This is a genomic window from Methylobacterium sp. Leaf108, from assembly GCF_001423265.1.
Classification (GTDB): domain Bacteria; phylum Pseudomonadota; class Alphaproteobacteria; order Rhizobiales; family Beijerinckiaceae; genus Methylobacterium.
The window spans coordinates 35668-56621 of sequence record NZ_LMND01000035.1 but is presented as its reverse complement, the minus strand read 5'-3'; the positions used below and the strand labels follow the sequence as shown (position 1 = coordinate 56621).

Below are 20954 nucleotides of genomic sequence, written 5' to 3'. Positions count from 1 at the left end.
CCCCGAACGGGCCGGCCCGACGCTCAGCCCTTCTGCCCGATCCGCCCCTCGGACCCGTCGAGCAACCGTCGGATGTTGGGGGCGTGCTTCCACCATAGCAGCGCGCACAGGAGAAGGAACAGCAGCGCAACCGAAGGCTGTCCCAGTGCCCACAGGACGATCGGGGTGGCGGCGGAGGCGGCCAGCGCCGCAAGCGAAGAGTATTTCAGCGTGAAGGCCAGCCCGAGCCAGACGCCTGCGAAGGCGAGGAGCGCCGGCGGGCTGAAGGCGATCAACACGCCGATGAAGGTCGCGACCCCCTTGCCGCCCCTGAAGCGCAGCCACACCGGGAAGAGGTGGCCGAGGAAGGCGCCGAGCCCGGCCGCCAGCGCCGCGCCTTCCCCGAACCGGGCGGCGACCAGAACGGCGATCGTCCCCTTCAGCGCGTCGCCCAGAAGGGTGGCGGCGGCCAGGCCCTTGCGGCCGGTGCGCAGGACGTTGGTGGCGCCGATGTTGCCCGAGCCGATGGCGCGCACGTCGCCGAGCCCAGCGAACCGCGTCAGGATCAGCCCGAACGGGATCGAGCCCAGGACATAGCCGCCGGCGAGGCTCGCCAGCAGCAGCGGCCAGCCGGCCTGCGCGAGGAGGGTCATGCGGCGGCCTCGGCATGGTCGGCGGCCCGGAACACGAGGCGTCCGGCGACGAAGGTCATCACGGCCGCACCCTGCAGGCGGGCCTCGTCGAAGGGCGAATTCTTGGAGCGCGACTTCAGGCGCCGCTTGTCGAGGACGTAGGGCACGTCCGGGTCGATCAGCACGAGGTCGGCCGGCGCCCCGACCGCGAGGCGCCCGGCCTCGCGCCCCAGAAGGCCCGCGGGCGCGGTGGCGAGGGCGGCGAGCAGGCGCGGCAGGGCGACGTCGCCGGTATGGACGAGGCGCAATGCCGCCCCGAGCAGGGTCTCGATGCCGAGCGCCCCGTCGGCGGCTTCCGCGAAGGGCAGGCGCTTGGTCTCCACGTCCTGCGGGTTGTGGTCGGAGACGATCACGTCGACCACGCCCGCGTTGAGGGCCGCCACCAGGGCGAGGCGGTCGTGCTCGTGGCGCAAGGGCGGCGAGAGCCGGCAGAAGGTGCGGTAGTGGCCGATGTCGCCCTCGTTGAGGACGAGGTTGTTGATCGAGGCGCCGCAGGTGACGGGCAGGCCGTCCTCCTTGGCGCGGCGCACGATCTCGACCGAGTCGGCACAGGAGATCATGGCGGCGTGGTAGCGCGCGCCGGTGAGGCGCACGAGGCGGATGTCGCGCTCCAGCATCACCGTCTCGGCCTCGCGCGGGATGCCGATGAGCCCGAGCCGCGAGGCCATCTCGCCCTCGTTCATCACGCCCTCGCCGACGAGGTCGGGCTCCTCCACGTGCTGCATGATCAGCGCCCCGAAATCCCGGGCGTAGGTGAGGGCGCGGCGCATCACCTGGGCGTTGCGCACCGCCTTCAACCCATCGGTGAAGGCCACCGCACCCGCCTCCTGCAGCAGGCCGAACTCGGTCATCTCCTGGCCCGCGAGGCCCTTGGTGATGGCGGCGGCCGGCAGCACGGTGACGCAGGCGGTGTCGCGCGCCCGGCGCAGGACGAAGTCGACGATGGCCGGCCCGTCGATCACCGGGTTGGTGTCGGGCATGCACACCAGCGTGGTGACGCCGCCCGCCGCCGCCGCCGCGCTGGCGCTGGCCAGCGTCTCGCGGTGCTCGGCGCCGGGCTCGCCGACGAAGGCGCGCAGGTCGATGAGGCCGGGGGCGAGGACGTGGCCGGCGCAGTCGATCTTTTGGAACCCCTCCGGTGCATCGGAAGCGGCGCCCCAGGTGATGTCCGCGATGCGTCCGTCGCGCACGAGGAGGTGGCCCGGCCCCTCTCGGCCGGTGGCCGGATCGACGAGGGTCGCGTCGGTGAGGAACAGGTCGCGACGCTCGTCGACCGGTGGGGTCTTGCTGAAAAGGGCCATGGCGTTATCCGTTCGGCAGATGCATCGCCAGCGCTTCCAGCACGGCCATGCGCACGGCCACGCCCATCTCGACCTGTTCGCGGATGAGCGATTGCGCCCCGTCGGCGATGTCGGAGGAAATCTCGACGCCCCGGTTCATGGGTCCGGGATGCATCACCAGGGCGTCGGGGGCGGCGAGCGCCAGCTTCTCGGCGTCGAGGCCGAAATAGCGGAAGTACTCCTTCACGCTCGGCACGAACGAGCCGTTCATGCGCTCGCGCTGCAGGCGCAGCATCATCACGATGTCGCAGCCGGCCAGCCCCTTTCGCATGTCGGTGAAGACCTCGACGCCGAAGCGGTCGATGCCGGTGGGCAGCAGCGTCGAGGGGGCGATGACGCGCACCCGGGCGCCGAGCGCCTGCAGCAGGATGATGTTGGAGCGTGCGACCCGGCTGTGCAGCACGTCGCCGCAGATCGCGATCCTCAGCCCCTCGATCCGGCCCTTGTTGCGGCGGATGGTGAGCGCGTCGAGGAGGGCCTGGGTCGGATGCTCGTGGGCGCCGTCGCCGGCGTTGACGACCGCGCAATCGACCTTGCGGGCCAGGAGATGCACGGCGCCCGCCGCATGGTGGCGCACCACGATGATGTCGGGGTGCATGGCGTTCAACGTCGCGGCGGTGTCGATCAGGGTCTCGCCCTTCTTCACCGAGGACGAGGCCACCGACATGTTCATGACGTCGGCGCCCAGGCGCTTGCCGGCGAGTTCGAACGACGACTGCGTGCGCGTCGAGGGCTCGAAGAACAGGTTGATCTGGGTGCGCCCGCGCAGGGTGGTGCGCTTCTTCTCGACCTGGCGCGACAAGGCGACGGCGTCGTCGGCCCGCGCCAGCAGCGCCTCGATGTCGGGCCGGCTCAGGCCCTCGATGCCGAGGAGGTGGCGGTGGGGAAAGGCGGGTGCGGGGGCGGTCATGGCCCGCCGATGGCTACAGGCGGGGCCGGGCGCCCGCAAGCCGGTCACGTCCGGGATCGGTCCCGTGTCCGCTGCCGCGGAACCGTGGCGGGACGGGCCGTGGAACCGCCACGTCGCACCCCGGCCGGGGCGGCGCGCATTTGACATCGCGAAAGCCTTCACCCACTTCATCGCGGCGCAAGGTCCCGGGCGTCGAGGGTGCCGCGCCCTTCCGCATCATGTCTGACGACCTTCGATTCGCCGAAGTCTCGACTCGGCGGAGAAGAAGGCTCGGACCGGGACGACATGACGAGAGGCTGAATCCGACATGAAAGTCGTCGTCGTCGAGTCGCCGGCCAAAGCCAAGACGATCAACAAGTATCTCGGTCGCGACTACGAGGTGCTGGCCTCGTTCGGCCATATCCGCGACCTGCCGGCCAAGGACGGCTCGGTGGATCCGGAAGCCGACTTCCACATGCTGTGGGAGCTCGACGACCGCGGCTCCAAGCGCGTCTCCGAGATCGTGAAGGCCCTCAAGGGCGCCGACGGGCTGATCCTCGCCACCGATCCGGATCGCGAGGGCGAGGCGATCTCGTGGCACGTGGTCGAGGCGCTCAACCTGCGCAAGGCGCTCAAGGGCATGCCCGTCGAGCGGGTGACCTTCAACGCCATCACCAAGGCGGCGGTGGACACCGCCATGCGCAACCCGCGCCAGATCGACCAGGCGCTGGTGGACGCCTATCTCGCCCGCCGGGCGCTCGACTACCTCGTCGGCTTCAACCTCTCGCCGGTGCTGTGGCGCAAGCTGCCCGGCGCGAAATCCGCCGGCCGCGTCCAGTCGGTGGCCCTGCGCCTCGTCTGCGAGCGCGAGCGCGAGATCGAGAGCTTCAAGCCCCGCGAATACTGGTCCCTCGTCGCCACCCTGGTGACGCAGGAGGGCGCGGTGTTCGAGGCCCGCCTCGTGGGCGCCGACGGCAAGCGCATCCAGCGCCTCGACGTCGGCACCGGCGAGGAGGCGGCGGCGTTCAAGCGCGACCTCGAACTGGCGACGTTCCAGGTCGGCAGCGTCGAGGCCAAGCCGGCCAAGCGCCACCCCTCCCCGCCCTTCACCACGTCGACGTTGCAACAGGAGGCCTCTCGAAAGCTCGGGATGGCCCCGGCCCAGACCATGCGGGCGGCGCAGAAGCTCTACGAGGGCGTCGAGATCGGGGGCGAGACGGTCGGCCTCATCACCTACATGCGGACCGACGGCGTCGACATGGCGCCCGAGGCCATCGCCGACGCGCGCCGCGTCATCGGCCGGGAATACGGCGAGCGCTACCTGCCGAACGTTCCGCGCAAGTACAGCGCCAAGGCCAAGAACGCGCAGGAAGCCCACGAGGCCGTGCGCCCCACCGACATGGGCCGCCTGCCCAAGACCGTGGCGCGGTACGTCGATGCCGAACAGGCAAGACTCTACGACCTGATCTGGACCCGCACCGTGGCGAGCCAGATGGAATCGGCCGAATTGGAGCGTACCACCGTCGACATCGTGGGGTCGGTGGGCCTGCGAAAGATCGACCTGCGCGCTACCGGCCAGGTGGTGAAGTTCGACGGTTTCCTCACCCTCTACCAGGAGGGCAAGGACGATGAGGAGGACGAGGACGGCAAGCGCCTGCCGCCGATGAGGGCCGGCGACCCGCTCAAGCGCGAGCGCATCGTCTCGACCCAGCACTTCACCGAGCCGCCGCCGCGCTTCTCCGAGGCCAGCCTCGTCAAGCGGATGGAGGAGCTCGGCATCGGCCGTCCCTCCACCTACGCCGCCATCCTGCAGACCCTGCGCGATCGCGAGTACGTGCGCATCGACAAGAAGCGGCTGGTGGCCGAGGACAAGGGCCGCCTCGTCACGGGTTTCCTCGAGAGCTTCTTCAAGCGCTACGTCGAGTACGACTTCACCGCCGACCTCGAGGGCCAGCTCGACCGGGTCTCGAACGCCGAGATCGACTGGCGCGAGGTCCTGCGCGACTTCTGGCGCGACTTCTCCGCCGCCATCGGCGGCACCAAGGAACTGCGCGTCACCGAGGTGCTCGACGCCCTCAACGACCTGCTCGGCGCCCACATCTTCCCGCAGAAGGCGGACGGCTCGAACCCGCGCACCTGCCCGACCTGCGGTTCGGGGCAGCTCTCGCTCAAGCTCGGCAAGTTCGGCGCCTTCGTCGGCTGCTCGAACTACCCCGAGTGCAAATACACCCGCCAGCTCGCGGCGGCCTCCGTCGACGGCGAGGGCGAGGGGTCTTCCGAGAACGGGGCTCAGCCGGGCACGCGGGTGCTCGGCAACGATCCCGTCACCGGGCTGCCCGTCACTTTGCGCGACGGGCGTTTCGGTCCGTTCGTGCAGCTCGGCGAGGCCTCCACCGAGAAGGATGCGGCCAAGCCCAAGCGGTCGTCGCTGCCCAAGGGCCTGAGCCCGTCGGCGGTGGATCTGGCCAAGGCCCTGGCGCTCCTGTCCCTTCCACGGGAGGTGGCGCGCCACCCGGTGAGCGGCGAGCCGATCCTGGCCAACCTCGGCCGGTTCGGCCCCTACGTGCAGCACGGGAAGATGTACGCCAACCTCGGGCGCGACGACGACGTGCTGGAGATCGGCGCCAACCGCGCCATCGACATCATCGTCGCCAAGGAGCAGGGCGGCGGCCGGCGCGGACCCGCCTCCGACCCCGGCCGGGCGCTCGGCGACCACCCCGAGACCGGTAAGGCGATCGTGGTGAAGTCGGGCAAGTACGGCCCCTACGTCACCGACGGCACCACCAACGCCACCCTGCCGAAGTCGCTCTCGTCCGACGAGATCGCCCTACCCCAGGCGCTGGAACTGATCGCCGCCCGCGAGGCGGCGGGCGGCGGCAAGAAGAAGGCCCCGGCCCGCAAGACGGCCACCAGAAGTGCGGCCGGCAAGGCCCCCGCCAAGACCCCGGCCAAGAAGGCGCCTGCGAAGAAGCCGGCGGCCAAGGCTGCTACGGCCAAGGCTGCCAAGCCCGAGGCCGAGGCCGCCGAAGCGGCGCCCAAGGCCACCACCGCCCGCAGGCCTGCGGCGAAGAAGCCGGCGGTGCGCAAGAAAGCGTGAACGGACGGGGCGCCCGGCTTCACCGGGGTGCCGCGAGACGACCTACCGTCCCGATCGGTCTCGGAGCCTTCGCCAATGTCTGCGGAGGCTGACCCCTTTTGTCCCCGGAGATATCCGGCTCGCGACGGGACGCACCCTCGTCCGGGTTGGTCGTTGCCGGCCGGTCGAGCCGCTGCCTTCGACAGGAGTCTGGATCAGCCGAGGATGAGGAAGACGCCGTAGCTCGCTATGAAGCCGGAAACCGAGAGGGCCGACAGGGTCAGCAGGCGCCTCGGCGTTCCGGCCGCGCCTTCGTCCTGGCCGTATTCCGGTGGGGCGAAGGCATGCCCGGCCGCAGCCGCCGTGCGCATCAGGTCGTCGTGACGGGCCGTGCTGAGTGCTGCCGACGGTGCCATGCCATCCCCCGCTCACGGTCCTGGACTACCTGGGGATGACGCGAACGGTCGAGCTTTGTTCCCAGGCCTTCCCTCATCGTGATGACCTTCCCTGCGAGGCCATCCTTCCGACCCGGCGTCATCGCACTGCCACGCAGGCGGGATACGCGGCAGGGTCGCACCGACGACCATCGCACCGGCCATCGCAGACCCCATTGGCCCGACCAAGACGGAGCCGACCATGACCGACTCGTCCCGCACCCGTTCGCAGGCGGCCGAAGACGCCGAGGACATCGGCACCAACCTTAGCCCCAACTCGACCTTCGGCGACGTGGTGGCCGCCCGCTTCGATCGGCGCGACCTGCTGCGGGGGCTGCTCGGCGTCGGCGCCATCGCGGCCGTGGTGACGCCGCGCGCGCTCGCGGCCGGCAGCGCGCGGGCGGCGGACGGTGCGGCGGCCTCGCCGTTTCCGTTCAAGGAGATCGCCGCCGGCTCTGACGACCGCCATCACGTCGCCGAGGGGCACGATGCCGACGTGCTGATCCGCTGGGGCGATCCGGTCCTGCCCGGCGCGCCGGCCTTCGACCCGCGCAACCAGTCGGCCGAGGCGCAGGGCCGACAGTTCGGCTACAACAACGACTTCGTCGGGTATTTCCCGATGCCGGGGGCGGTGGACCCGGCGGCGCACGGCCTGCTGGTCGTCAACCACGAGTACACCAACGAGGAGCTGATGTTCCCCGGCCTCGGCCGGCAGGACATCAAGAGCGTCGCCCTGGCCGGGATGACGGCCGACCTCGTCGGGATCGAGATGGCCGCCCACGGCGGCTCGGTCATCGAGGTCCGGAAGGTCGACGGGACATGGCGGGTCGTGCCGGATTCGGCCTACGCCCGCCGCATCACCGCCACGACGCCGATGACGATCGCCGGCCCGGCCGCGGGCGCGGACCGGATGAAGACGGGCGCCGATCCGGACGGCCGCACCGTGCTCGGCATGATCAACAATTGTGCCGGCGGCACAACGCCTTGGGGGACGTGGCTCACCTGCGAGGAGAACATCAACTACTACTTTTCCGGGACCCTCGCCGAGGGCTCGCCGGAGGCCGGGAACCACAAGCGCCTCGGCATCCCCGGGAACGCCTACGCCTGGGGCCGCTTCGACCCCCGCTTCGACGTGGGCGCCGAGCCCAACGAGGCCAACCGCTTCGGCTGGGTGGTGGAGATCGACCCCTTCGACCCCGCCAGCGTGCCCAAGAAGCGTACCGCCATGGGCCGGTTCAAGCACGAGGGGGCGGCCGGCATCGTCTCGAGCGCCGGCCGCTACGTGGTCTACCAGGGCGACGACCAGCGCTTCGACTACGTCTACAAGTTCGTCACCGCCGACGCGGTCGCCGCCGATGCATCGGCCAACCGCGACATCCTCGACCGCGGCACGCTGCATGTCGCCCGCTTCGACGCCGACGGGCGCGGCACCTGGCTGCCTTTGGTGTTCGGCCAGGGCCCGCTGACCCCGCAGAACGGATTCGCCAGCCAGGCCGACGTGCTGATCCAGACCCGCCTCGCGGCGGATGCGCTCGGCGCCACCAAGATGGACCGGCCCGAGGACGTCGAGGCCAACGCCAGGACGGGCAAGGTCTACGTCATGCTCACCAACAACGCCTCGCGAAAGCCCGACGACGTGAACGCCGCCAACCCGCGCGGCGACAACCGCTTCGGCCACATCGTCGAACTCACCCCCGACGACGGCGACCATGCCGCCCCCGGGTTCGCCTGGGAGATCCTGGTGCGCTGCGGCGATCCTGCGATCGCGGCGGTGGGGGCGACCTTCTCCTCGGCCACCACCAAGGACGGCTGGTTCGGCATGCCCGACAATTGCGCGGTGGATTCACAAGGGCGGCTCTGGGTCGCCACCGACGGCAATTCCGCTTCCCGCACCGGGCGCAACGACGGCATCTGGGGACTCGAGACCGAAGGGGCGGGACGCGGCACCGCCAAGCACTTCTTCCGCGTGCCCAACGGCGCCGAGATGTGCGGCCCCTATTTCACCCCCGACGACACCACCTTCTTCGTGGCCGTGCAGCACCCCGGCGAGGCCGACGAGGACGATCCGAAGGCCAAGCCCGCCACCTTCGAGGCGCCCTCGACCCGCTGGCCCGACTTCGACGAGGGCATGCCGCCGCGCCCGGCGGTGGTGGCGATCACCCGGCGCGGGGGCGGCCGGGTCGGAAGCTGAGGCGCCGTCGGGAGGACGTTAACGGAAACGGCGCAAGCTGATCTAAACCGTGAAGTGGCCCGCCCCGCCCCGGGTGCGCCGCTTCACGTTTCCGTTTCGTTCCAGTATGGTCGCGCGATGACTCAACGTGAGACGCCCCGTCAGGCTCCCCAGGCCGAAGCCGTCGGCCGGCCGGTGGATCTCTTCGCTCCGGCACCCCCGCGCGCCCGGTCGCCGGCGGCCGCCCGCACGCCGTTGCCCAAAGCTCCGCAGGACGGCAAGGTTTCGCAGGACGGCAAGGTTTCGCAGGACGGCAAGGCTCCGCAGGACGGCAAGGCTCCGCAGGACGGCAAGGCTCTGTTGGACATAAAGGCTCCGCAGGACGCGGCGGAAGCCGGCTACGACGCCTCCTCCATCGAGGTGCTGGAGGGGCTGGAACCCGTCCGGCGCCGGCCGGGCATGTACATCGGCGGCACCGACGAGCGCGCCCTGCACCACCTCTTCGCCGAGGTGGTCGACAACGCGATGGACGAGGCGGTGGCGGGCCACGCCAGCTTCATCGAGGTCGAACTGGAGGAGAGCGGCCACCTCGTGGTCACCGACAACGGCCGCGGCATCCCCGTCGACCCGCACCCGAAGTTTCCGGGCAAGTCGGCGCTGGAGGTCATCATGACCACGCTGCATGCCGGCGGAAAGTTCGATTCCAAGGTCTACGAGACGTCCGGCGGGCTGCACGGCGTCGGCATCTCGGTGGTCAATGCCCTGTCCGACCTCCTCGAGGTCGAGGTCGCCCGCGGCCAGACCCTCTACCGCCAGACCTTTTCGCGCGGGCACGCGCAGGGCGGCCTGGAGACGGTGGGCCGGGTGCAGAACCGGCGCGGCACGCGGGTGCGCTTCCACCCCGACGCGCAGATCTTCGGCGCCCTCCGGTTCGACCCGCGCCGGCTGTTCAGGATGGCCCGCTCCAAGGCCTACCTGTTCGGCGGCGTCGAGATCCGCTGGCGCTGCGCGCCCGCCCTTCTGGAGGGGATCGACGACGTCCCGGCCGAGACCGTGCACCGTTTCCCCGGGGGCTTGCGCGACTATCTCGCCCGCGATCTCGAGGGCAAGGAACTCGTCACCGACGGGATCTTCTCGGGGAAGGTCGCCAAACCGGGAGGTCACGGCTCCCTCGAATGGGCGGTGGCCTGGATGGTCGTGGACGACGGCGTCTCGGCCTCCTACTGCAACACCATCCCCACCGCAGAGGGCGGCACCCACGAGAGCGGCCTGCGCGTCGCCCTGCTGCGGGCGCTGCGCGAGCACGCCGAGCGGGTCGGCCAGGCCAAGCGCATGGCCCATGTCACCACCGACGACGTGATGGCCACCTGCGCCTCGATGCTCTCCGTCTTCATCCGCGAGCCGGAGTTCCAGGGCCAGACCAAGGACAAGCTCGCCACGGTGGAGGCCTCGCGCATCGTCGAGACGGCGATCCGCGATGCCTTCGATCATTGGCTCGCCGCCTCCCCGGCCCAGGCCAACAAGCTGCTCGACTGGGTGATCGACCGGGCCGAGGAGCGCCTGCGCCGCCGCCAGGAGAAGGAGGTCGCGCGGAAATCCGCCACCCGCAAGCTGCGCCTGCCGGGCAAGCTCGCCGATTGCTCCAAGGCCGGCATGGCCGGCTCGGAGATCTTCATCGTCGAGGGCGATTCCGCCGGCGGTTCCGCCAAGCAGGCCCGGGATCGGGCGAGCCAGGCGATCCTGCCGCTGCGGGGCAAGATCCTCAACGTGGCGAGCGCCAGCCGGGACAAGATGGGCGCCAACCAGCTCATCTCCGACCTGACCCAGGCGCTCGGCTGCGGCACCGGCTCCGCCTACCGGGGCGAGGACCTGCGCTACGAGAAGGTCATCATCATGACCGACGCCGACGTCGACGGCGCCCATATCGCCTCGTTGCTGATCACCTTCTTCTACCGGCAGATGCCCAAGCTCATCGACAAGGGCCACCTCTACCTCGCGATCCCGCCGCTCTACCGGCTGACCCACGGCGCCAAGACGGCCTATGCCCGTGACGACGCCCACAAGGCGCAGGTGATCAAGACCGTGTTCAAGGGCGCCAAGGTCGAGATCGGCCGCTTCAAGGGCCTGGGCGAGATGATGCCGGCGCAATTGAAGGAGACCACGATGGACCCAGGGAAGCGCACGCTCCTGCGCGTCGCGGTCCTGGAGGACGCCCGCGCCTCCACCGGCGACGCCGTCGAGCGCCTGATGGGCAACAAACCCGAAGCGCGCTTCGCCTTCATCTCCGAACGCGCCGCCTTCGCGGACGGGGCGGAACTCGATATCTGAGGCGCGCCGGAACACCTCTCCCCAGTCGTGGGGAGGGTGTCCCGATGCGTTGTCGTCCGACAACGAAAAAGCCCGGCCGCGAGGCCGGGCTTTTTGACGTTCTGTCGTCGAACCTCCCCCGCCGGACGTGCCGGCGAGGGAGCGTTCGGATCCTAGTAGGAGCCGAACTTGTAGTTCAGGCCGGCGCGGACGGCGACGAACTCGGTGCCGTTGCTGCGGTTGGAGAAGCCGGGCTGGCGGTAGNTCGGATCCTAGTAGGAGCCGAACTTGTAGTTCAGGCCGGCGCGGACGGCGACGAACTCGGTGCCGTTGCTGCGGTTGGAGAAGCCGGGCTGGCGGTAGGTGACGCCGTTGGTGTCGAAGGCGTAGACGCCGGCGTTGCGGTTGTTGTTCTCGAGGTTCACGTACAGGCCTTCGACCTTGAGCGTGACGGCCGAGGACTTGAAGAAGTTCAGGAAGGAGTCGGTGGNCGCCGGCGTTGCGGTTGTTGTTCTCGAGGTTCACGTACAGGCCTTCGACCTTGAGCGTGACGGCCGAGGACTTGAAGAAGTTCAGGAAGGAGTCGGTGGGGAGGGCGTACTCGATACCACCGCCGGCGGCGTAGCCGGTGCGGAAGTCGTCGTTGCCGCGGAAGCCGCCGAACGAACGCTCGTTGCTGCCGGCGCCGTAGGCGAAGCCGCCGGTGCCGTAGAACAGGACCTTGTCGAAGGCGTAACCGATGCGGCCGCGCACGGTGCCGAAGTAGTCGAGGCTGGCGGTGCCGCGGGGATCGACGAAGGTGACGCCGGGGGTGGCGGTGAAGCCGGGGGTCAGGATGGAGTTGGTGCGGTTACGACCGAAGTCGACGNCCGTAGAACAGGACCTTGTCGAAGGCGTAACCGATGCGGCCGCGCACGGTGCCGAAGTAGTCGAGGCTGGCGGTGCCGCGGGGATCGACGAAGGTGACGCCGGGGGTGGCGGTGAAGCCGGGGGTCAGGATGGAGTTGGTGCGGTTACGACCGAAGTCGACGTACTGGGCGTCGGCCTCGACGCCGACCACCAGGCCCGAGCCCGGGGTGAACTGGTAGTTGTAGCCGACCTGGCCACCGCCGGTGAAGCCCTCGTTGGAGCTGTTGGAATAGGCGACCTGCGACGGGCCCACACCACCGGTGACGAGGTTCGGGAACACGTTGTCGTAGACGTTGCGGTCCTGCTTGCCGGTGTCGAAGCCGTAGCCGGCGTTGATACCGAAGTAGAAGCCCGTCCAGGTGAAGACCGGGACCGGAACGAAGACCGGCGGCGCGGCGCGGCGCGGAAGGTCGGCGGCCGAAGCGACGGCGGTGAGGCCGGCCAGAACGGTCGAGGCGAGAAGCAGTCTTTTCATGGTGTCCACTGGTCCTGGGATTGGCGAAAGCCGCCGCGCTTGTAGGTCCTGGCAGCCGCGAGGTCTGTCGCTTTCCTGCAACAAGGCCTCTGATACGGCCTCACCCGTCAATGAACGGTAAAGGTTAGCCCCAGTTGGGCGATGGGCCTGACCGTCCGTGCGTTCGCGCACATCACGCCGATCTTCACGATCGCCGCCGTGCTACAGCCTGTCACACCGCTTGAATGCTTGCTTAAGTTAACGAATTGGCAGGATCGTGCTGGTCGGGACGCGTTTCCCCGGGGGGCGTGACATCTCCCGTCCGAGGTCGGCCTGTCGGCCGTGCGGGTCCGCATGACCGGAAGACCGGCCGGACGTGCCGGTCGCGGTCACCGGAGGGCTTGGCGCAAGGCCCTGCCGCAGATCCCGCTGCGGGAGAAATCGGCATGGGGAGGTTGCGGATAACCCCGTCCCGGCGGGCAGCGCCGATTGACACGCTGTCCCAAGGCTCTAGATGTCCACGCGATGCGCCCGTGCGGCGTTGGGCGAGGCCGACGACCGGGCCGGGGCTCATCGTCGCCATCTGTGACGCTACCCTCCGCGCCGGTCCCTCGATCCACTTCCCGCGCGCAACGGTTTTTTAGAACGATATGTCCTTTGCCGACCTCGGACTGAGCGACAAGGTCCTCCAGGCCGTCACCGCCGCCGGCTACACAGAGCCGACGCCGATCCAGGCCCAGGCCATTCCGCATGTGCTCGCCCGGCGCGACGTGCTCGGCATCGCCCAGACCGGAACCGGCAAGACCGCCGCCTTCACCCTGCCGATGCTGACCATGCTCGAGAACGGACGCGCCCGCGCCCGCATGCCGCGCACGTTGATCCTGGAGCCGACCCGCGAACTCGCCGCCCAGGTGGTGGAGAACTTCGAGCGCTACGGCACCAACCACAAGCTCAACGTGGCGCTCATCATCGGCGGCGTGTCGTTCGGCGACCAGGACGCCAAGCTGATGCGCGGCACCGACGTGCTGATCGCCACGCCCGGCCGCCTGCTCGACCATTTCGAGCGCGGCAAGCTCCTCCTCACCGGCGTCGAGCTCCTCGTCATCGACGAGGCCGACCGCATGCTCGACATGGGCTTCATCCCCGACATCGAGCGCATCGTGAAGATGGTGCCGTTCACGCGCCAGACCCTGTTCTTCTCCGCGACGATGCCGCCGGAGATCGAGCGGCTGGCCGACGTCTTCCTGCACAACCCGCAGCGGATCGAGGTGGCCCGGCCGGCCTCCACCGCCGCCACCATCGTCCAGAAGCTCGTGGCGGTGGGCGCGGAAGGTCACGAGAAGCGCGAGGTCCTGCGCAAGCTCATCCGCGGCGAGGCCGAGCTCAACAACGGCATCATCTTCTGCAACCGCAAGCGCGACGTGGCGCTGCTGCAGAAGTCGCTGGCCAGCCACGGCTTCAACGTGGCCGCCCTCCACGGCGACATGGACCAGCGCGCCCGCACCATCGCGCTCGACGGCTTCCGCTCCGGCGAGGTGCCGCTGCTGGTGGCCTCCGACGTGGCAGCGCGCGGCCTCGACATCCCGGCCGTGAGCCACGTCTTCAACTTCGACGTTCCGCACCACCCGGAGGACTACGTCCATCGGATCGGCCGCACCGGTCGCGCCGGCCGCGCCGGTCACGCCTTCACCCTGGCGAGCCGGGCCGACGAACGCTCGCTCCACGCCATCGAGGCGCTGATCGGCCAGCCGATCCCCTGGGCCGAGGGCGATCTCGCCACCCTGCCGGAAGCCACCGGCGAGGAGGCGGAGCCCCGCAGCCGCCATCGCGGCAAGGCCGCCGATGCCCCCCGGCGCGGACGAGGCGGCGCGGCCAAGCGCTCCGAACCTTCGCGCTCCGAACCTTCGCGGTCCGAGCCTTCGCGGTCCGAGTCCTCCGATGCCGACATGCCCCGCTCGTCCCGCGGTCGCCGCGCATCGAAGCCCAGCATCGAGGTCGTCGAGGCGCCGGCCGCCGACGTGCAAGCCGTCGCGGAGGTCGAGCGCGACCGCAAGCCCCGCGAGGCCCAGCCCCGCCGTCGCGAGGCCCAGCCCCGCGAAGCCCAGCAACCCCGCGAGCCACGGCCCGCGGCCGCCGCTCCCCGGCAGGAGCGTGTTCGCGACGAGCGCCGCCCCCCTGCCGCCGCCCGCCGCCGCAACGAGGATGAGGACGGCGATTCGCCGGTGGGTCTCGGCGCGCACGTGCCGGCCTTCCTGCTGAGGCCCGCGCCGGTCAAGCCGCGCAAGGACTGAGCGCGACCCATATCGCTCCCCGCCCGATGCGGCGGGGAGAAGCTTGGCCGGTCGCCTTAACGCGATCTCCACCATCGTCCCACATCCTGAGGTCGACTCGAGACACGGCTCACCAACGCGCCGGATCGTCGTCAGCGGATGGTCGAGCGGATGAGCAGCGCCCCCCATGGAGACCGGGAACGAACCTTCGCCCTGGCCGAGCGGGCGAACGAACTGATGCGCGATTACGGTTCCTCCGCCACGCCACGCGCCTACACGGTCTGGTACACCTACGTCGCGGGGGCGCAGCCCCTCATGAACGATGCCATCAAGCGTCTCACCGCGCAGCAGGGCAACCTCACCGACACCGACATCGACTCCCTCTACGAGACCTATCTCGACGGCCGCCGCCTCTCCACCGAAGCCGAGCGGACGAGCACCAACGTGCTCGCCGAGATCGAGGGCATCATGGAGGTGCTCGACCTCTCCCTCGGCTCGACCGCGCAGTACGGGGAATCGCTCAAGGCCCTGTCGATCGACCTCGACGGCTCCGGCCTCAACCGCACCCGCGTGCGCGAGATCGTGGCCGCCCTGGTGACAACCACCCGCGAGGTGTCGGCCAACAACCGCACCCTCGAGGCGCGCATGCGCGACAGCCGCGGCGAGATCGAGACCCTGCGCGAGGCGCTGGAGGCGACCCGGATCGAGAGCCTCACCGACTCGCTCACCGGGCTGGCCAACCGCAAGCACTTCGAGGATTCGCTGGGCAAGCTCGTGGAAGGTGCCGCCCGCCAGGGCGCGCCGGCCAGCCTCGTCGTGATCGACGTCGACTTCTTCAAGCGGTTCAACGATCTCTACGGTCACCTCACCGGCGATCAGGTGCTGCGGCTGGTGGCGATCGTGATGCGCGAGCACGTCAAGGGCCGGGCGACCCTGGCGCGCTTCGGCGGAGAGGAGTTCGGCATCCTGCTGCCCGAGACCGATCGCGCCGCGGCGGTGGAGATCGCGGAAAAGGTCCGCACCAGCGTGATGGGCCGCGAACTCGTCAAGCGGTCCACCGGCGAGTCGCTGGGTAAGATCACGATCTCGCTCGGGGTGGCGACCGCCCGCAGGGGAGAGACGCCGGCCTCGCTCCTGGAGCGGGCCGACATCTGCATGTTCCTAGCCAAGCGCGACGGCCGCAACCGCACGGTGGACGACACCGCCGCGCCCGAATCCCTCGACTTGCCCGACGTGGCCTGACGCCGGTCAGGCGAAGGCGCGCATCATCTCCGGATTGACCGGCGTGATCGCCACGGACTCGCCGCAGCCGCAGGCCGAGGTCTGGTTCGGGTTGTTGAACACGAACTGGGACGACAGCTTCGAGGTCTGGAAGTCCATCTGCGTCCCGAGCAGGAACAGCAGCGCCTTGGGGTCGACGAACACGGTGACGCCGCGATCCTCGACCTTGTCCTCGCCGGGGTTGGGGCCGTCGGCGTATTCCATCGTGTAGGACATGCCGGCGCAGCCGCCGTTCTTCACGCCGACGCGCAGGCCGGCGATGGGCCGGTCGGCATCGGCGATGATCGCCTTGATGCGGTCTGCGGCCGCGTCGGTCAGCGACAGGACCTGGAACTTGGAAGCCATGGTGTCTCTCCGGCAGCCGGGTTCAAGGTCCGGGCGGTTGAGGGTGATCGTCCATCCCGCAAGATAAGGATCGCGGATGGCGCGGTCCACTGCCGTGATGCGGCAGACGTCGCCGCCTTGTGGTATCGTCCACCCGTGGTGGGAGGACCTTATGGCAGACGCCGCGCGCCGAATCATGACGCCAGAGGAATTCTTCGCCTGGCAGCGCGACCAGGACGAACTCTACGAACTCATCGACGGCCATCCCGTACCCCGGCACCGCATGATGACGGGGGCGAGCCTGCAGCACGACCAGGCGACGGTGAACATCATCATCAGTCTGGGAACGCAACTGAAGGGCACACCCTGCCGGCCGACGACAGCCGATGTCGCGATCCGCACCAGCATCATGGACCTTCGACGGCCCGACGTGATGGTGGAATGCGCGGCTCTGGTCCCCGACACCTACGAGGCCCGGGAACCGAAACTCGTCGTCGAAGTGGCCTCGCCGTCGACGACGGCCGTCGACCGGGCGCGCAAGCTCGAAGAGTACAAGCGCCATCCGACGCTTGCCTACATTCTGCTCGTCGAGACGCTGAAGCCCCAGGCCCTGCTCTATGCCCGCCAGGGGGATGTCTGGGCGATTGCAACCTTCGAAGGCGTCGACGCGATCATCGACCTTCCCGCCATCGGCGCGCGGCTCGCGCTCGCCGAGGTCTATGAGGGTCTGACCTTCGCGCCGCGGCGCAACGTGGCGACGGGCGCCTGAGGCCGACCCTCGCGGCGGTCACCACATGTCCAGCGCGATCCTGGCCTCGTCGGACATGCGGCTCTGGTCCCACGGGGGATCGAAGACCATGGTGACGGCACAGGATTGGACGCCCGGCACGGCGGCCACCGCCGTCTCGACCCAACCCGGCATCTCGCCGGCCACCGGGCAGCCCGGGGCGGTCAGCGTCATGTCGATGGCGACCTTGCGGTCGTCGGCGATGTCGACCTTGTAGATCAGGCCGAGCTCGTAGATGTCGGCCGGGATCTCGGGATCGTAGACGCTCTTCAAGGCCGCGACGATGTCGTCGGTCAGGCGGTCGAGCTCCTCGGGCGGGATCGCCGAGGCGGTGGCGATGGCGGGGGTGTTGGCCCCGCCGGTGATGGCGGCGTCGCTCATGGTCCTGTCCTCGTGAGGTCGCGGATCGTTTGTCGATCCGCGCCGTCCGCCGCATGCGCGGCGGCGCGCTGTCGCGCGTATGGCGGGCCTGCCGCCGGGATGTCGAACGTCAGGCGAACATCATCTCGGCCTTGGCCAGGGCCTCGGCGAGGACGTCTACCTCGTCACGGGTATTATACAGCCCGAACGAGGCGCGACAGGTGGAGGTCGCGCCGAACCGGGTGAGCAAAGGCATGGCGCAATGGGTGCCGGCCCGGATCGCCACGCCGTAGCGGTCGATCACGGTGGCGATGTCGTGGGCATGCGCGCCCTTCATCTCGAAGGCGATGACGCCGCCCTTGCCCTTGGCGGTGCCGATCATCCGTACGGAGTTCATCGCCCCGAGGCGCTCCTGCGCGTAGGCGAGCAACGAAGCTTCGTGCGCCGCGATCTTTTCGCGGCCCAGGGTCATCATGAACTCCAGCGCCGCGCCGAGGCCCACCGCCTCGACGATCGCCGGCGTGCCCGCCTCGAACCGGTGGGGCGGGTCGTTGTAGGTGACGAAATCCTCCCCGACCGTGCGGATCATCTCGCCGCCGCCCTGGTAGGGCGGTAGCCGCTCCAGCCATTCCTTCTTGCCGTAGAGCACACCGATACCCGTCGGTCCGTAGACCTTGTGGCCGGTGAAGACGAAGAAGTCGCAATCGAGCGCCTTCACGTCGATGCGCCCGTGGACCGCGCTCTGGGCACCGTCGAGGAGCACCGGCACGCCGTGGGCATGGGCGATGCGCACGATCTCGGCCGCGGGCGTCACCGTGCCGAGCACGTTCGACATGTGGGTGATCGCCACCATCCTGGTGCGGGGCGAGAACAGCTTCTCGTACTCTTCGAGCAAGAAGTTGCCCTCGTCGTCCACGGGCGCCCACTTGATCACCGCACCGCGCCGCTCGCGCAAGAAGTGCCAGGGCACGATGTTGGAATGGTGCTCCATGATCGAGAGGATGATTTCGTCCCCCTCCCCGATCTGGCCCATCAGGCCCATGGACGAGGCCACGAGGTTGTAGGCCTCCGTGGCGTTGCGGGTGAAGACGATCTCGTCGGTGGACCCGGCGTTGAGGAACTGGCGCGTGGTCTCGCGCGCGCCCTCGAACCCCTCGGTGGCGGCGTTCGCCATGAAGTGCAGCCCGCGATGGACGTTGGCGTAGCCCGTCTCCATGCAGGCCACCATCGCGTCGATCACCGCGCGCGGTTTTTGCGACGAGGCCGCGTTGTCGAGATAAACCAGGGGCTTGCCGTAGACCTTCTGGGCGAGGATCGGGAACTCGGCCCGGATCGCCTGGACGTCGTAGGGGGCGGATGGAACGGGTGCGTTCATGTCTCGACTTTCCAAAACAGGAGTCGGGTGACGAACCCACCCTGTCCCTCATCCCGAGGCGCTGCAAAGCAGCCTCGACCGAGGGCTCCAGAACCCGCCGCGCGAACGGGGGACCTCCTGCGAGGCCTCCGCTGCGCTTGGGCACCTCAGGATGAGGTCGCGGGGTGGGTCGGGCATCCGCAGATCGGCCTCGCTTTCGAGGTCGGTCTGCGATTTTCTTTAGCCCCGCGCTTTCAGCCACGCCTCGACGGTGCCGATCAGCGCTTCGCGCGCGCCCTCGTGGCTCACCGACTCGATGGCGGCGCCCAGAAACGCCTGCACGAGCAGGCTCTCGGCTTCCGCCTTCGGCAGCCCGCGCTGCATGAGGTAGAACAGGAGGTCGTCGTCCAGGGCGCCGCAGGTGGCGCCGTGGCCGCAGGCGACGTCGTCGGCGAAGATCTCGAGCTCGGGCTTGTTCATCATCTGGCCCTCGTCGGACAGGATGAGGCAGGCCGACATCATCTTGCCGTCGGTCTGCTGGGCCGCCTGCTGGACGATGATCTTCCCCTGGAACACGCCGGTGGCGGCCCCATCCACCACGGTCTTGAACAGCTCGCGGCTGATTCCTCCGGTGGCGGCGTGGTCGGCGAGGAACGTGGTGTCGGCGAGCTGCTTGCCGTTGAGCATGGCAGCACCATTGACCACCGCGCGGCCATCGGCTCCCGCGAAGTTCAGGTAGACCTGATGGCGCGAGAGCACGGCGCCCACCACCACGTTGGCGGTCTCCACCGCCGAGGCGGCCCCGAGCTTGACCGACAGCGTCGACAGCGCCACCGCCTCGCGCCCTTCCGCGTTGAGGCGGGCGTGCCGGAAAGTGGCCCCATCGGCCACCACCACGTCGACGGCGTCGTTGAGCTGGTAGGCGACGCCGTCCGGTCCCTCGTGGCTCTCCAGGATCAGCGCCTCGGCACCCTCCCCCAACGTCACCAAGACCCGGGTGGCGGTGGAATAGGCGTCAGGCCCGGTGCCGACGAAGCGCAGGTGCAGCGGCGCCTCGACCTTGGCTCCGGCCTCCACCGCGATCAGCGCGCCATCCGCCAGGAAGGCGGTGTTGAGCTGATAGATCGCGTTCTCCGAGGCCTGGCGCACGGGCGTCAGCTGGTCGAGGAGGGCATGCCCCTCCGTGAGGGCCCGCGTCAGCGGCGTCACGGTGATGCCGGCCGGGATGCGTCCGAGGTCGGATTCCGCCTCGATCAGGTGTCCGTTGACGAACGTGAGCCGGACCGCCTCGATCCCCGCAAAGCCCTTGGCCTCGGCGGACGCCGCCTTGGCGACCTCGGCCGATGGCATTTCCGCCGGATGGGCGGCATCGCGGAACGCGGAGCGCAGGTCCGTATACTTGAAGGCTTCGACCCGCCGGGTCGGCAGGCCCACCGCCTCGAAGTAGCGGAACGCCTCCTCGCGGGCGATCGACACGCCCGTGGGGTACTTCATCTTCGTGGCTTCGAAGAGCTTCGACAGGCCGGTCTCGGCCGCGGTGCGGAGCGGAGTGATGTCGGCCATCTCAGGCGGCCTCGCCCGTGCGGTACTCGGCGTAGCCGGAGGCTTCGAGGGCCTTGGCCAAGTCCTTGTCGCCGGACTTCACGATGCGCCCCTGCGACATGACGTGGACCACGTCCGGCACGATGTAGTCGAGCAGGCGCTGGTAGTGGGTGATGACGAGGAAAGAGCGGCCCTGCGCGCGCAGCGCGTTCACGCCTTCCGAGACGATGCGCAGGGCATCGATGTCGAGGCCGGAATCGGTCTCGTCGAGCACGCAGAACTTCGGCTCGAGGAGCGCCATCTGCAGGATCTCCATGCGCTTCTTCTCGCCGCCGGAGAACCCGACGTTGAGGGCGCGCTTGAGCATCTCCTTGTTGATCTCCAGCTTCTCGGCAGCCGCGTTCACCTTGCGGATGAAGTCGGGGGTCGAGAGCTCGCCCTCGCCGCGCGCCCGGCGCTGGGCGTTGAGGGTCGCCTTGAGGAAGGTCATGGTGCCGACGCCGGGAATTTCCAGCGGGTACTGGAAGGCGAGGAACACGCCCGAGGCCGCGCGCTCGTCGGGGCTCATCTCGAGGATGTTGACGCCGTCGAGCAGGATCTCGCCGCTGGTGACCTCGTAATCCTCCTTGCCGGCGATGACGTAGGACAGGGTCGACTTGCCCGAGCCGTTCGGCCCCATGATGGCAGCGACCTCGCCGTCGTTCACGGTCAGATTGAGCCCGTTGAGGATCTGCTTGTCCTCGATGGCGACGGTGAGGTTCTTGATTTCGATCATTGAAGTTTAGT

General features: G+C 69.3%; 15 protein-coding genes and 2 pseudogenes. 6 read left to right on the top strand and 11 right to left on the bottom strand.

All coding sequences use genetic code 11. The annotated features are described in order from the left end of the window. Positions 1–23: 23 nt before the first annotated feature. The 3 genes from plsY to ASF39_RS19045 are packed head-to-tail and all read right to left on the bottom strand — an operon-like array spanning position 24 to position 2921. Positions 24–632, bottom strand: coding sequence for a glycerol-3-phosphate 1-O-acyltransferase PlsY (plsY, locus tag ASF39_RS19055; protein WP_055882863.1), 609 nt, complete (start codon positions 630–632; stop codon positions 24–26). Then, a complete protein-coding gene (locus tag ASF39_RS19050) occupies positions 629–1972 on the bottom strand; it encodes a dihydroorotase (protein ID WP_056286857.1) in 1344 nt (447 codons plus the stop codon). The genes plsY and ASF39_RS19050 overlap by 4 nt, the downstream gene beginning before the upstream one ends. 4 nt (positions 1973–1976) lie before the next feature. Next, complete coding sequence (locus ASF39_RS19045) at positions 1977–2921, bottom strand: aspartate carbamoyltransferase catalytic subunit (RefSeq protein ID WP_055883010.1); 945 nt, start codon at positions 2919–2921, stop codon at positions 1977–1979. 307 nt (positions 2922–3228) lie between these two features. On the opposite strand from ASF39_RS19045, the gene topA reads away from it, so the two are divergent. Then, on the top strand, positions 3229–5997 hold the full coding sequence (gene topA / locus ASF39_RS19040) for a type I DNA topoisomerase (RefSeq protein ID WP_056286855.1): 2769 nt from the start codon (positions 3229–3231) through the stop codon (positions 5995–5997). A 194-nt stretch (positions 5998–6191) separates the two neighbouring features. On the opposite strand, the gene ASF39_RS19035 is transcribed toward topA, so the two are convergent. Then, on the bottom strand, positions 6192–6392 hold the full coding sequence (locus ASF39_RS19035) for a hypothetical protein (protein ID WP_056286853.1): 201 nt from the start codon (positions 6390–6392) through the stop codon (positions 6192–6194). Between the two features lie 220 nt (positions 6393–6612). Between ASF39_RS19035 and ASF39_RS19030 the strand changes: the two genes are divergently transcribed. Both ASF39_RS19030 and parE read left to right on the top strand, forming a co-directional pair. Continuing rightward, positions 6613–8601: a PhoX family phosphatase gene (locus tag ASF39_RS19030; RefSeq protein ID WP_056286848.1), complete on the top strand. Its 1989-nt coding sequence runs from the start codon at positions 6613–6615 to the stop codon at positions 8599–8601. A gap of 117 nt (positions 8602–8718) precedes the next feature. Continuing rightward, complete coding sequence (parE, locus tag ASF39_RS19025) at positions 8719–10908, top strand: DNA topoisomerase IV subunit B (protein WP_082494685.1); 2190 nt, start codon at positions 8719–8721, stop codon at positions 10906–10908. Positions 10909–11159: 251 nt separating this feature from the next. Here the strand turns inward: parE and ASF39_RS22485 are convergent. Both ASF39_RS22485 and ASF39_RS19020 read right to left on the bottom strand, forming a co-directional pair. After that, positions 11160–11377: pseudogene (locus ASF39_RS22485) on the bottom strand (porin family protein); the annotation flags it as partial. A gap of 1 nt (position 11378) precedes the next feature. Further along, positions 11379–11755, bottom strand: a pseudogene (locus tag ASF39_RS19020) (porin family protein); the annotation flags it as partial. Between the two features lie 1145 nt (positions 11756–12900). On the opposite strand from ASF39_RS19020, the gene ASF39_RS19010 reads away from it, so the two are divergent. Together ASF39_RS19010 and ASF39_RS19005 are read left to right on the top strand one after the other, a co-directional pair. Next, on the top strand, positions 12901–14541 hold the full coding sequence (locus ASF39_RS19010) for a DEAD/DEAH box helicase (protein WP_056286842.1): 1641 nt from the start codon (positions 12901–12903) through the stop codon (positions 14539–14541). Between the two features lie 150 nt (positions 14542–14691). Continuing rightward, entirely contained in the window at positions 14692–15762 is a 1071-nt protein-coding gene (locus ASF39_RS19005; protein ID WP_055883441.1) for a GGDEF domain-containing protein, read from the top strand. Positions 15763–15768: 6 nt separating this feature from the next. Here the strand turns inward: ASF39_RS19005 and ASF39_RS19000 are convergent, their stop codons facing one another. Next, positions 15769–16146 (bottom strand): iron-sulfur cluster assembly accessory protein, encoded by a 378-nt coding sequence (locus tag ASF39_RS19000; protein WP_056287186.1) that lies wholly within the window; start codon positions 16144–16146, stop codon positions 15769–15771. Between the two features lie 151 nt (positions 16147–16297). Between ASF39_RS19000 and ASF39_RS18995 the strand changes: the two genes are divergently transcribed. Then, a complete protein-coding gene (locus ASF39_RS18995) occupies positions 16298–16894 on the top strand; it encodes a Uma2 family endonuclease (RefSeq protein ID WP_056286834.1) in 597 nt (198 codons plus the stop codon). 18 nt (positions 16895–16912) lie between these two features. On the opposite strand, the gene ASF39_RS18990 is transcribed toward ASF39_RS18995, so the two are convergent. The 4 genes from ASF39_RS18990 to sufC all read right to left on the bottom strand — a co-directional run bounded on the left by ASF39_RS18990 (position 16913) and on the right by sufC (position 20943). After that, positions 16913–17293: an SUF system Fe-S cluster assembly protein gene (locus tag ASF39_RS18990; protein WP_055883435.1), complete on the bottom strand. Its 381-nt coding sequence runs from the start codon at positions 17291–17293 to the stop codon at positions 16913–16915. A 109-nt stretch (positions 17294–17402) separates the two neighbouring features. After that, the gene (locus ASF39_RS18985) at positions 17403–18647 is read right to left on the bottom strand and encodes a cysteine desulfurase (protein WP_056286830.1); all 1245 of its coding nucleotides are present in this window, start codon (positions 18645–18647) and stop codon (positions 17403–17405) included. A 219-nt stretch (positions 18648–18866) separates the two neighbouring features. Further along, positions 18867–20189, bottom strand: coding sequence for a Fe-S cluster assembly protein SufD (gene sufD, locus ASF39_RS18980; RefSeq protein WP_056286829.1), 1323 nt, complete (start codon positions 20187–20189; stop codon positions 18867–18869). A gap of 1 nt (position 20190) precedes the next feature. Beyond that, entirely contained in the window at positions 20191–20943 is a 753-nt protein-coding gene (gene sufC / locus ASF39_RS18975; RefSeq protein ID WP_055883424.1) for a Fe-S cluster assembly ATPase SufC, read from the bottom strand. Between the last annotated feature and the right edge of the window lie 11 nt (positions 20944–20954).

Coding starts and splice junctions, on each gene's coding strand:
- plsY (WP_055882863.1), bottom strand. CDS start 632: ATGACCCTCCTCGCGCAGGCCGGCTGGCCGCTGCTGCTGGCGAGCCTC.
- ASF39_RS19050 (WP_056286857.1), bottom strand. CDS start 1,972: ATGGCCCTTTTCAGCAAGACCCCACCGGTCGACGAGCGTCGCGACCTG.
- ASF39_RS19045 (WP_055883010.1), bottom strand. CDS start 2,921: ATGACCGCCCCCGCACCCGCCTTTCCCCACCGCCACCTCCTCGGCATC.
- topA (WP_056286855.1), top strand. CDS start 3,229: ATGAAAGTCGTCGTCGTCGAGTCGCCGGCCAAAGCCAAGACGATCAAC.
- ASF39_RS19035 (WP_056286853.1), bottom strand. CDS start 6,392: ATGGCACCGTCGGCAGCACTCAGCACGGCCCGTCACGACGACCTGATG.
- ASF39_RS19030 (WP_056286848.1), top strand. CDS start 6,613: ATGACCGACTCGTCCCGCACCCGTTCGCAGGCGGCCGAAGACGCCGAG.
- parE (WP_082494685.1), top strand. CDS start 8,719: ATGACTCAACGTGAGACGCCCCGTCAGGCTCCCCAGGCCGAAGCCGTC.
- ASF39_RS19010 (WP_056286842.1), top strand. CDS start 12,901: ATGTCCTTTGCCGACCTCGGACTGAGCGACAAGGTCCTCCAGGCCGTC.
- ASF39_RS19005 (WP_055883441.1), top strand. CDS start 14,692: ATGAGCAGCGCCCCCCATGGAGACCGGGAACGAACCTTCGCCCTGGCC.
- ASF39_RS19000 (WP_056287186.1), bottom strand. CDS start 16,146: ATGGCTTCCAAGTTCCAGGTCCTGTCGCTGACCGACGCGGCCGCAGAC.
- ASF39_RS18995 (WP_056286834.1), top strand. CDS start 16,298: ATGGCAGACGCCGCGCGCCGAATCATGACGCCAGAGGAATTCTTCGCC.
- ASF39_RS18990 (WP_055883435.1), bottom strand. CDS start 17,293: ATGAGCGACGCCGCCATCACCGGCGGGGCCAACACCCCCGCCATCGCC.
- ASF39_RS18985 (WP_056286830.1), bottom strand. CDS start 18,647: ATGAACGCACCCGTTCCATCCGCCCCCTACGACGTCCAGGCGATCCGG.
- sufD (WP_056286829.1), bottom strand. CDS start 20,189: ATGGCCGACATCACTCCGCTCCGCACCGCGGCCGAGACCGGCCTGTCG.
- sufC (WP_055883424.1), bottom strand. CDS start 20,943: ATGATCGAAATCAAGAACCTCACCGTCGCCATCGAGGACAAGCAGATC.